The organism is Streptomyces sp. NPDC060000, from assembly GCF_042737375.1.
Classification (GTDB): domain Bacteria; phylum Actinomycetota; class Actinomycetes; order Streptomycetales; family Streptomycetaceae; genus Streptomyces.
In genome coordinates this window covers 18,494-29,456 of the sequence record NZ_JBHWUU010000106.1, presented here as the reverse complement: position 1 = coordinate 29,456, position 10,963 = coordinate 18,494, and the positions used below count along the sequence as shown (strand labels likewise).

Below are 10,963 nucleotides of genomic sequence, written 5' to 3'. Positions count from 1 at the left end.
GTCTTCCTCGGTGGCCGCGGGTCAGTGGAGCTTGTCGACGGCCGTGACGGTCGTCTTCTTGAAGGCCTTCAGCGGGGCGTCACCGAAGTCGCCCAGCCGGCCCCAGTCCACGACGGTCACCCTCGTGCCGTCCCGGCCGACGGAGAGCAGGCGGATGTCGGTCGCGCCCCAGGACGTCTCGGTGTGCAGGCCGTAGACGTGGGCGCCTTCCTCCACGTTCAGCTTCCCGTAGTCCCTGAGCGTGGCCTCGACCTCCGGGTCGGCCTGCTCGATCCACGCGGGGCAGGACCTGATGTCCTGGTCGATCCGCGAGAACCTGCCCTTCGCCGCGCCGACGCCCGGCAGTTCGACACTCACCTGCCGGGCGCCGGTGTCGAGGTCGGTCCGGAAGTCCCGGTACCAGGAGTCCCGGCCGTCGCCCAGCGCCATGCCGAGGCAGCGGTCCGCCTCCACGTCCGGCGAAGCGCCGGCGGTGACCCGGCCGGCCGTCCAGGACGAGCCGGGCTGCGGCGGAAGGTCGGCGGCCGAGAGGAAGCCGGGCGGTCGCGGGACGGCGGCGTCCGCCGGTGCGGCCAGTGCGGCGCCGAGGGTGAGGCCCGCGGCCGTGAGTGCGGTGAGCCCGGTGAGCGTGCCTGCTCGGATGCGCTTGGTCATGGGTGTCCCCCGTGAGTGAGTGCATGGCTGTGGGTGGTCGCCACGGCGCCGGTTGGTCGGTCCGGCCCTGGTCGGTGCGACACCAAGAGCATCGGCGGTCCGGGCCGCCCGGTGCAACGCTCTTCGCCCGATCGGCCGTGGTGGAACCATCCCAGCCCATCTGACGTGCAGATATATGGGCGCCTGGGATGACCGCCGGGCCGGACCAGCACGGGGGAGAACGGTGTCGACCGACGACGGTGTGGCCGATGTGACGGAGTTCGCGGCGCTGCTGACGGAGCTCAAGGGGCGCACGGAACGCAGTTACGGCTCCCTCGCGCGCCGGCTGGGGATGAACACCTCGACGCTGCACCGGTACTGCGCCGGGGAAGCGGTCCCACAGGACTTCGCCCCCGTCGAACGGCTCGCGGAGTTCTGCGGGGCGACACCGGAGGAACGCCTCGAACTGCACCGGCGATGGCTGCGCGCGGTGGCGGCCCGCCAGCGGAACCGAGCGCCGGAGATCAGGGCGCCCTCGGAGACCACGTCGACCGCGAAGGCCGCCGATGTGCCGACGGGAGCGGAAGCCTCACCTCCGGCGGATGCCGTGACTCGGGAACCGGGCGAACCGGGCGGGAACCAGGTACCGCCTCGGCGTTGGTACCGTCGCAGGCGCACGACGGTCGCCGTCGGGGTCGCCTGCGCGCTGCTCGCCACCCTGGGCACACTGTCCGCGCTGCCCGCCGGTGGCCACCCGTCGGCTTCCGGTGACGTCGTCCGGTCCTCCGCGTCCGCCACGGGTCCGGCCAGGACGGCGGCCCCGCGCGACTCCCCGACGCCCAGCACCGGCCCGGCCGGCTCCGCCGGGGCGGGCACCGCCGCCTCCGCCGGCCGCCCCGGGAGGGCCTCGCCCGCTCCGGACGTCTCCCCGGCCGGCGGCCAGGCCTCGGCGCCCGCCCCGGGCGTTCCGCTCGCCTACACCGTCGATTCCCAGGTCTGGGCGCTCAACTGCAGTCACGACTACGTCATCGGCAAGCAGCCTGCGCAGGTTCCGCCGCCCCCGGCGGAGCAGGACGCCGGACTCTGGGCGAGTGCCCAGGGCGCTGTGCACGGGCGGGAGACCAATGTGCAGATCTCGGTGCAGGGCCGCAGTTCCACGGCCGTCGTCCTGACGGCGCTGCGCGTGCGGGTCGTCGGCCGTGCCGCGCCCCTGCCGGGCACCTCGTACGCCATGGACCAGGGCTGCGGCGGCTCCCTCGGCAAGCGGTACTTCTCGGTCGACCTGGACAAGGACCGCCCCGTGGCGCACGCGGTCGCCGGAAACGACGCGGGCACGCCGATCCCGGCGGTCAGCCTGCCCTATCGCGTGTCCAGCGCCGACCCCGAGGTCCTGCTGGTCACGGCGCGGACCGAGACCTGCGCCTGCGACTGGTACCTCGAACTCGACTGGTCCTCGCAGGGCCGCACCGGCACGGTCCGTGTCGACGACCGCGGCCGCCCCTTCCGCACGAGCGGCATCAAGGGACTGCCCCGTTACTGGTACGGCTCCGTCGACGGTGAACGCCAGTGGGTCCCCGCCGGCTGAGACGGCGCGGGCCCACCGGCGTCCCTTACGGCCGTGGCACGTTACGCAGGTTGGAACGGGCCATCTGAAGCATCCGGCCCACTCCGCCGTCGAGGACGATCTTCGAGGCGGACAGTGCGAACCCGGTCACCATCTCGGCGCTGATCTTCGGCGGGATGGACAGGGCGTTGGGGTCGGTGACGACGTCGACGAGGGCCGGGCCCTTGTGCCGGAAGGCGTCCCTCAGCGCGCCCGCCAGCTGTCCGGGCTTCTCGACGCGCACGCCGTGGGCACCGCAGGCGCGGGCGACGGCGGCGAAGTCGGGGTTCCGGTTGGCCGTGCCGTACGAGGGCAGACCGGCGACCAGCATCTCCAACTCGACCATGCCCAGGGACGAGTTGTTGAAGAGGACGACCTTCACCGGGAGGTCGTACTGCACCAGCGTCAGGAAATCTCCCATCAGCATGGCGAAACCGCCGTCCCCGGACATCGACACGACCTGACGGCGGCGGTCGGTGAACTGGGCGCCGATCGCCATGGGCAGCGCGTTCGCCATGGAACCGTGGGAGAAGGAACCGATGACGCGGCGGCGGCCGTTGGGCGTCAGATAGCGGGCCGCCCAGACATTGCACATGCCGGTGTCGACGGTGAACACGGCGTCGTCGTCGGCGAGTTCGTCGAGGACGGCGGCGACGTACTCGGGATGGACGGGAACGTGCTTCTCCGCCTTCCGCGTGTACGCCTTCACCACTCCCTCGAGCGCGCCGGCGTGCTTCTTCAGCATCCGGTCGAGGAAGCGCCGGTTCTCCTTGGCCCGCACCCGTGGGATGAGACAACGCAGGGTCTCCCGTACGTCGCCCCACACGGCGAGGTCGAGTTTCGAACGTCGGCCGAGGTGTTCGGGCCGTACGTCGACCTGGGCGATCTGCACGTCGTCGGGGAGGAAGGCGTTGTAGGGGAAGTCGGTTCCGAGCAGGATCAGCAGGTCGCACTCGTGAGTGGCCTCGTAGGCGGCTCCGTAGCCGAGGAGACCGCTCATCCCCACGTCGTACGGATTGTCGTACTGGATGTACTCCTTGCCGCGCAGCGCATGCCCCACCGGGGACTTGATCTTCCCGGCGAACTCCATGACCTCGGCGTGCGCGCCGGCCGTGCCGCTGCCGCAGAACAGGGTGACCTTGTCGGCCGCGTCGATCATCGCCACCAGCGCGTCGATCTCGGCGTCGCCGGGGCGGACGGTGGGCCGGGCGGTGACGAGAGCGGTTTCGACGGCCTTCTCGGGGGCCGGCTGATCGGCGATGTCCCCGGGAAGCGAGACGACGCTGACACCGCCGCGGCCGACCGCGTTCTGGATCGCGGTGTGCAGCAGCCGGGGCATCTGTTTGGGACTGGAGATCAGTTCGCTGTAGTGGCTGCACTCGCGGAACAGCTGGTCGGGGTGGGTCTCCTGGAAGTAGCCGAGACCGATCTCGCTGGACGGGATGTGCGAGGCGAGGGCGAGGACGGGGGCCATGGAGCGGTGGGCGTCGTAGAGGCCGTTGATGAGGTGGAGGTTGCCGGGTCCGCAGGAGCCCGCACAGGCCGCGAGCCGCCCGGTGATCTGGGCCTCCGCGCCCGCGGCGAAGGCGGCCGTCTCCTCGTGACGGACGTGGATCCAGTCGATGGCGGGGTTGCGCCGCACCGCGTCCACGACGGGGTTGAGGCTGTCCCCCACGACACCGTAGAGGCGCCTCACTCCCGCGCGGGCGAGGATGTCCACGAACTGTTCGGCGACGTTCTGCTTGGCCATGGATCGACGCACCCCTCAGGTCTCCTCGGGTCCATCCCTCCACAGTGGCCGCGGCGACCCGGTTACGCCTCCCAGACGGCCGCGGCCGTACGGTCGTCGGCGTAGCCCTTCACCCTCACCTGGGTGTCGGCGAGGAAAGCGGCGAGGCCGGGCGGGGTGGGGCCCGACCAGCGTTCCGTCAGGTACGCGGACAGGCCGGGCTCGCCGCGCACGGGTTCGGCCAGGCCGCTGCTGCACATCAGGAGCGTGTCACCCGGGCGGGCTACGGAGGCGCGGAAGCGGAAGGGTTCGCGGGGCGGTCCGGGGTCCGGGTCGTAGGGGTTCGGCGGTGTGGTGATGCCCAGGTCCATGGTGAGCCGGTCTGCGTCGGGTGTCTCGGCGGGCAGCGAGCCGAACCCGACGACCGGCTCGCCCGCCACCTCGCCCACCTGCGGCTCGATGTCCCGCCAGACCCCGCCGCGCAGCCGGAACAGTCCGCCGGTCCCGACGCCGAAGAAGACGCGCGTACGGCAGGCGGAGTCCACGGGCAGCAGCAGACAGCGCAAGGTGGCCGCGTACTCGTCCGGTTCCAGGCCCTGTTCGGCGGCGCCGGCGCGGAGCCGGCCGAGGCTGCGGTCGGTGAGACGGTGCAGGCCCGACTTCAGGTCTCCGCGCCGGGCCGCCCTTATGTCCTCTGCGAGCCGGACGTGACTGCGGCCCACGGCCCGCCCGATCCACCGGCACACCTCGGCGGCCGCCCGGTGCGCTCCCGGGGTCGCCCGGGCGCCGGTCGCCATCGCCACCAGGATCAGCGCGTGCTCGCCCGTGCCGAAGCGGGCGGTGAGGAGCGAGTCACGGCGTGGCTCGCCCCGGTAGCGCGCGGAGTCCCCCCGCACGGACGCGGCCCGCAGCGCGAAGGCCCCGTACCGGGCTCCGTCCAGGACGGTGTCGGCGACCAGATCGTCGAGGTCGTCCGGATCCGCGGGCGGAAGGGCGGTGGGCTCCGCGTCATAGGTGGGCGGCCCGGAACCGACGTAGCCCTTGGAGACGGGCAGGGGCGGATGGGCCGGCGGAACGGGAGGAGCGGGAACGCCGAGGAGGGTGGGGGGATGGTCGGGTGCGGAGTCGGAGGCCGCCGCGGGGTTCGTCCCACCGAGGGAGGACGCCGCGCCGTCGACGGAGTTGGTGATGGCCCTCGGAGGCGGCGGAGGCGGAGGCGGCGCGTGGGCCGGAACGGGTGGCACCACGGGCGGCGGTGGCGGCACGGAGGCTGCGGGCGTTTCGGTACCCGCCCGGCGACCCGACTCCGTGCCCCAGCCCGACCCGCCCGGTGAGACCGCCGGCGGCGAGGGCGGGATGGACGGCAGCGCGGGCGGGATGGACGGCAGCGCGGGCGAAGTGGACGGCGCCGGAGATCCGGCAGCACCAGGAAGCCCTGCCGCCGACGCAACGCCGCCGCTGGCAGCGGCGGAGGAGGCCGGGTCCTGGGGCCCGGGAACGGAGGACGCGGGACCGTGGGGCCCGGGAACGGAGGACGCGGGACCGTGGGGCCCGGGAACGAAAGACGCGGGACCGTCGGGCCCAGGGACGGAGGACCCGGCGGTGGAGGGCCCCGGGGTGTGGGGCCCGGCGGTGGAGGGGCCCGAGGCCTGGGGCCCGGCGGTGGAGGGCCCGGCGGTGGAGGGCGCCGAGGCGTGGGGCCCGTGGACGGAGCGCGCGGGGGGCCGGGGCCCGGCGGCGGAGGGCGCGGGGCCGTCGGGCCCAGGGACGGAGGACCCGGCGGTGGAGGGCGCCGAGGCGTGGGGCCCGGCGGCGGAGGGCCCGGCCGTGGAGGGCCCGGCCGTGGAGGGCCCGGCCGTGGAGGGCCCGGCGGCGGAGGGCGCCGACGTGTGGGGCGCGCGTTGGGCGAAGCCCGGCGGTAGTGGGCCGGGCGGGAAACTCGTGGGACCGGCGGGCGTCGCCGACGGCGGCTCCCAGGGAGCCCGGTGCCGCCCCTGCGGACGGACACCCCGGTCCGTTTCGACGGCACCGGCACCGGCACCGACGTCCCCACCCGGCCCGGCCACGTCCCGCCCGGAAACGCGTCCGGCGCCGTCCTGGCCCGTGCCGAGCTCGGCATCCCGTCCAGTGCCGCGATCGCCGTCGCTCCGGACGTCACGCCCCTCGTCGCCGCGTCCGGCACCGGCACCGGGACCGGCACCGGCCTGTTCCAGGTCCGGTCCGCCCGACGGCCCGGTGTCCCGCCCTGGGGCGGATTCGGTGGCGGGTCGGCTTCTGGGCGGTGGAACGGTGGCCTCCGGGGAGGGCGGCGTTCCTGCCGTCGTGGCGGTGGGCGAGGTCCACCAGTCGGTCCGCCCGCCGGGACCGGACCGCTCGGCGCGGGGTGCCGGCACCGTGCCCGGCACGCCGGGAGCGTCCGCGCCGCCGGTGTCCTCCGGGCGCCGCGGGGCCGCCGCTCCCCCCGTGCCGACGCCGTCCCCCGTACCCGCGGAGCGCACCGCTCCGGCGGCCGAGGCGAAACGGTCGTCCAGGGAGTCGCCGGTGCGCGCGGGCCCCGTGTCCTCGGTGGCGTCGTCGTACAGCTGCCCCCACCAGTCGTCCTCGTGACCGGTGGGCCTTCCCCCCTGCTGGCTCATGCCCCCGATTGTCCACCGCACGGGCCGGTTGAAAACGGGGCATCCGGAAAATGCGCCACGCCGAGTGTGTCGAACAGCAGGCCGAGTGACTCCTGGACAGCGGTGCGGGGCGAGGTGCGGCAAGGGCCGCCGGGCGGTTCCACCCCCCACGGGAGAACCGCCCGGCGACTGGGGTGACCCGGCCTCATTTCCCCTGTGCGCCGCTGCGCGTGATGAGCCCGGATCACGTTCTCGAGAGATCTCGGGGGCGCGGTGTGGTGGTCGGCCGGCCCGAGTCTGCACGGCGTTGCCGGACATCCGCCGCGGATGGCCAGGGGATGATCACGTGTTACCGCCGTGGCCACACCTTGGCAGAGTGGCCGGCGGTACGGCGATGATGTGCGGCGGCGGGTTTACGCCGTGGCTGTTTCCCGCCACTCACGGGACGTCAGAAGGAGGAAGCCACCCGATGCTGAAAGCGATAGGGCTCGACGAGACGCACGAGTCGGCGTACCGGGCGCTGGTGGCCGTGGGCGCCGCCGACGTGCCCGACCTGGCGCGCCGGCTGACCCTCGGCGAGCACGACACCGAACGCGCGCTGCGACGGCTGGAGCGGCACGGCCTCGCCGCGCAGTCCTCGGGTCGCCCCGGTCGCTGGGTGGCCGCGCCACCGGGCGTCGCCCTGGGCGCACTGCTCACCCAGCAGCGGCACGAGCTGGACAGGGCGGAGCTGGCGGCGGCCCTGCTGGCCGAGGAGTACCGGGCGGCCGCCGCCGAACCCGCTGTGCACGATCTGGTCGAGGTGGTGACGGGCGCCGCCGCCGTCGCCCAGCGCTTCCTTCAGATCCAGCTCGGGGCGAGCGAGGAGGTGTGCTCGCTGGTCACCGGCACCCCGGTGGCCGTGACCGGCGGCGAGAACGACGCGGAGGAGCAGGCGGCGGCGCGCGGGGTGCGCTACCGCGTCGTACTGGAACGCGCGGTCCTCGACCGGCCGGACGGCATGACGGAGCTGACCGCCGCGCTGGGCCGGGACGAGCAGGTGCGGGTGGTGGACCAGGTGCCGACGAAGCTCGTCGTCGCCGACCGCACGCTCGCCCTGGTGCCGCTGACCGGCCGCTCGGCCGAGCCCGCCGCACTGGTGGTGCACGCCAGCGGGCTGCTGGAGCTGCTGTCGGGCCTGTTCGAGTCGGTGTGGCGGGAGGCGCTGCCGCTGCGCCTCGGCGCGGCCGGTGTCGCCGAACAGGCTCCGGACGGTCCCGACGCCACCGACCTGGAGATCCTGTCCCTGCTGCTGGCCGGGATGACCGACGCGAGCGCGGCCAAGCAGCTCGACCTCGGGCTGCGGACCGTACAGCGCCGGGTAAAGGGGTTGATGGAGCTGACGGGCGTGACGACCCGGTTGCAACTGGGCTGGCACGCGTACGCACGCGGCTGGGTGGCCAGGGAGCACTGACCCGCCGGTCCGGGGGCCCGCGGGTCCGAGACTCCGTGACCGTGACCCGCAGGTCCGCGAGTCGATGGGCCTGCGGGTCCGTGGGTGGGTGCGGGTCCGTGGGCCCGCTCCGCGAGTCCGTGGGCCCGCGAGTCCGCGAGTCCGTGGGCCCGCGCGTCCGTGGGCCCACGTCCGCTCCGCGAGTTCGAGGCCGTACGCCTTGACCTGCGCGTTCTCCTCGGTTCGGGCACCCTGGGCAGATGGGAGTGTCACAACTCCTGCTGGTCGGACTGGTCATTCTGCTCGGCCTGTGCGGAGTGCTGGTGCCCGGGGTGCCGGGGTCGTGGCTGGTGTGGGCCGCGGTCCTGTGGTGGGCGCTGGAGAATCCTCAGCCGGCCGCCTGGGCCGTGCTGGTCGGCGCCACGGTGACGCTGTTCCTGTCGCAGGTGGTGCGCTGGGCGCTGCCGCCCCGTCGGCTGCGCGAGAGCGGCGCGACCCCCCGCATGGCGGTGTACGCCGGGCTCGGGGCGTTCCTCGGCTTCTTCCTGCTCCCGGTACTCGGTGCGATCCCCGGCTTCATGGGCGGCATCTACCTCTCCGAACGGCTCCGTCTGGGCCGCCACGGCGAAGCCCGGGCGGCCCTGCGCACGGCGATGCGCTCGGGCGGCTCCAGCGTCCTCACGGAGCTGTTCACCTGCCTGTTGATCATGGGGGCATGGCTGGGGGCGGTTCTGTGGGGGTGACGCCTCCAAAAGGCCGCACCGATGCGCCGGTGGAGGCCTGGAACAGGCCTAGAACCGCTCCTGGAGCGAGCCCTCCAGCGCGAGCAGCCGGACCTTGCGCTCCAGCCCGCCCGCGTATCCCGTCAGCGCGCCGTCGGCGCCGATCACCCGGTGGCACGGGCGCACGATCAGCAGCGGATTCGCCCCGATCGCCCCTCCGACGGCGCGTACGGCCATCCGCGAGGCGCCGACGCGTGCGGCGATCTCGCCGTACGTCGTGGTCGCCCCGTAGGGCACGGAGTCGAGGGCGGCCCACACGCGCTCGCGGAACGCGGTGCCGTCGGAGCGCAGCGGCAGCCGGAACTCCTTCAGCTCCGCGGCGAAGTAGGCGGCGAGCTGTTCCTCGGCGGAGCGGAAGGGCCCGGGGTCGTGCCGCCAGCCGTCCTGCACGGTCCGGCCGCCCTTCTGTCCGGGCACGGACAGGGAGGTCAGAGTGGAGTCGCGGTCGGCGGTGAGGAGCAGCGGACCGAGCGGACTCGGCACGTTGGTCCAGTACGTCAGGTCGGTCATCGTTCCTCCGCGGCGCGCAGGTGGTGCAGGGCGTAGGTGCGCCAGGGGCGCCAGGTTTCGGGGGCGTGCGGGCCGGGCGGCGCGACGTCGGGGTCGCCGAGGGCACGGGCACGGATCTCCGCGATCGTACGGGCGTCGAGGCCGGGCAGCGCGAGCAGCGCTTCCTGGGCGTCGTCCCGGTCGACGCCCGGGTCCAGCCGTACGGTGCCGTCGGCGAGGGCGGTGGCGAGGGCGCCCAGCGGCCCGTCGAACCCGGACACGGACCCGGACCCGGACCCGGACCTGGACCTGGACCCGGACGAGGACGCGGCCTGCGCCAGGACGGCAGGCTCGGGGAAGAGGTGGGTGAGGGTGCCGCAGGGGGCGTCCAGGGCCTTGCCGTAGGCACGGACGAGCAGTTCGGCCGCCGCCCGCCCCACGACCGACCGCACCGCGTACTCCTCCGGATCAGCGGCCCCCGGCGCGCGCAGCCCCGGCCGCGCGGCGACCAGCGGGGCGAGCCGCGGATCGGCGCCGAGCCGCTCATCGACGGCGTACGGGTCGGAGTCGAGGTCGAACAGCCGCCGCAGCCGCTGGACGGCGGTGGTGAGGTCGCGCGGGTCGGTGAGATGCAGCCGCGCGTCGAGCCAGCCTCCGGGGTGGACCGCCGAGGCCCGGCCCGGATCCCCCGCCCGCTCGTCCACGGCGACGATCCCGGTGCCGTACGGCAGCCGCAGCGTGCGTCGGTAGGTCCGCCCGCCGGGCGGCCCGCTCACCTCCTCCACCCCGGCCACCGCCTCCCACTGCAGCAGGTCGAACACCGCGCCCGCGTGGTACGGGCCCCGGTGGGCGAGCCGCAGCGGGATCCCGGCGGACGGGGTGGCGGTGCGACGGGCCGCGCGTACCGCGGCCCGCAGTTCGGTCGGAGTGGCCGCGTACACGGTCCGCACGGTGTCGTTGAACTGGCGCACGCTGGCGAACCCGGCCGCGAAGGCGATCTCCGTCACCGGCAGACCCGTCGTCTGCAGCAGGACCCGCGCGGTGTGCGCGCGCTGCGCCCGGGCCAGGGCGACCGGTCCCGCGCCGAGCTCGGCGGTGAGCTGCCGTTGCACCTGACGGGCGCTGTATCCGAGCCGTACGGCGAGGCCGGTGACGCCTTCGCGGTCCACGACGCCGTCGCCGATCAGCCGCATGGCCCGGCCTACGACGTCGGCACGCGCGTTCCAGTCCGCCGATCCCGGCACGGCGTCCGGGCGGCACCGCCGGCAGGCCCGGAACCCCGAGCCCTGCGCGGCGGCGGCCGTCGCGAAGAACCGCACGTTGTGGCGTTTGGGCGTCACGGCGGGGCAGCTGGGCCGGCAGTAGATGCCGGTGGTGTCGACGGCGAAGAAGAACTCGCCGTCGAACCTGGCGTCCCTGCTGCGGACCGCCTCGTAGCGGGTGTCCTGGTCCGTCATGGGTTCCAGTCTTCGCGCGGAAGGGAAACCCTGCTGGCGGAAATCGGACGTGACGCTGGACCGAGGTACGTGAGCCGGACCGGACGGCATGACGCCGGACGGGACGACGTCAAGCTGCCCTGCCCCTGAAGTGCATTCCGCCGGAGCGGAGCGCCTGACGCCGGAGCGGAGGACGTGACGCCGGACCGGAAGCCGGTAGCCGGCGTCACTCCCCGGGACCGAA

At 74.3% G+C, this 10,963-nt stretch carries 8 protein-coding genes; 3 read left to right on the top strand and 5 right to left on the bottom strand.

Annotation, left to right across the window (positions count from 1 at the left end; genetic code table 11):
- Positions 1 to 21 precede the first annotated feature (21 nt).
- Entirely contained in the window at positions 22 to 654 is a 633-nt protein-coding gene (locus ACFWBB_RS38115; RefSeq protein ID WP_385282436.1) for a hypothetical protein, read from the bottom strand.
- A gap of 223 nt (positions 655 to 877) precedes the next feature.
- On the opposite strand from ACFWBB_RS38115, the gene ACFWBB_RS38110 reads away from it, so the two are divergent.
- Positions 878 to 2,218 (top strand): helix-turn-helix domain-containing protein, encoded by a 1,341-nt coding sequence (locus ACFWBB_RS38110; RefSeq protein ID WP_385282433.1) that lies wholly within the window; start codon positions 878 to 880, stop codon positions 2,216 to 2,218.
- Between the two features lie 25 nt (positions 2,219 to 2,243).
- On the opposite strand, the gene ACFWBB_RS38105 is transcribed toward ACFWBB_RS38110, so the two are convergent.
- Together ACFWBB_RS38105 and ACFWBB_RS38100 are read right to left on the bottom strand one after the other, a co-directional pair.
- A complete protein-coding gene (locus ACFWBB_RS38105) occupies positions 2,244 to 3,986 on the bottom strand; it encodes a pyruvate dehydrogenase (protein WP_385282430.1) in 1,743 nt (580 codons plus the stop codon).
- Positions 3,987 to 4,048: 62 nt separating this feature from the next.
- Entirely contained in the window at positions 4,049 to 5,209 is a 1,161-nt protein-coding gene (locus tag ACFWBB_RS38100) for a protein phosphatase 2C domain-containing protein (RefSeq protein ID WP_385282426.1), read from the bottom strand.
- Between the two features lie 1,840 nt (positions 5,210 to 7,049).
- Between ACFWBB_RS38100 and ACFWBB_RS38095 the strand changes: the two genes are divergently transcribed.
- Together ACFWBB_RS38095 and ACFWBB_RS38090 are read left to right on the top strand one after the other, a co-directional pair.
- Positions 7,050 to 8,033 (top strand): helix-turn-helix domain-containing protein, encoded by a 984-nt coding sequence (locus ACFWBB_RS38095; RefSeq protein ID WP_385282423.1) that lies wholly within the window; start codon positions 7,050 to 7,052, stop codon positions 8,031 to 8,033.
- 239 nt (positions 8,034 to 8,272) lie between these two features.
- Positions 8,273 to 8,755, top strand: coding sequence for a DUF456 domain-containing protein (locus ACFWBB_RS38090; protein ID WP_385282420.1), 483 nt, complete (start codon positions 8,273 to 8,275; stop codon positions 8,753 to 8,755).
- Positions 8,756 to 8,803: 48 nt separating this feature from the next.
- Here ACFWBB_RS38090 and ACFWBB_RS38085 read toward each other — a convergent pair whose 3' ends face one another.
- Positions 8,804 to 9,304, bottom strand: coding sequence for a methylated-DNA--[protein]-cysteine S-methyltransferase (locus ACFWBB_RS38085; protein ID WP_385282417.1), 501 nt, complete (start codon positions 9,302 to 9,304; stop codon positions 8,804 to 8,806).
- Entirely contained in the window at positions 9,301 to 10,740 is a 1,440-nt protein-coding gene (locus ACFWBB_RS38080) for a DNA-3-methyladenine glycosylase 2 family protein (protein ID WP_385282414.1), read from the bottom strand. Before ACFWBB_RS38080 ends, ACFWBB_RS38085 begins: the two co-directional genes overlap by 4 nt.
- Positions 10,741 to 10,963 lie beyond the last annotated feature (223 nt).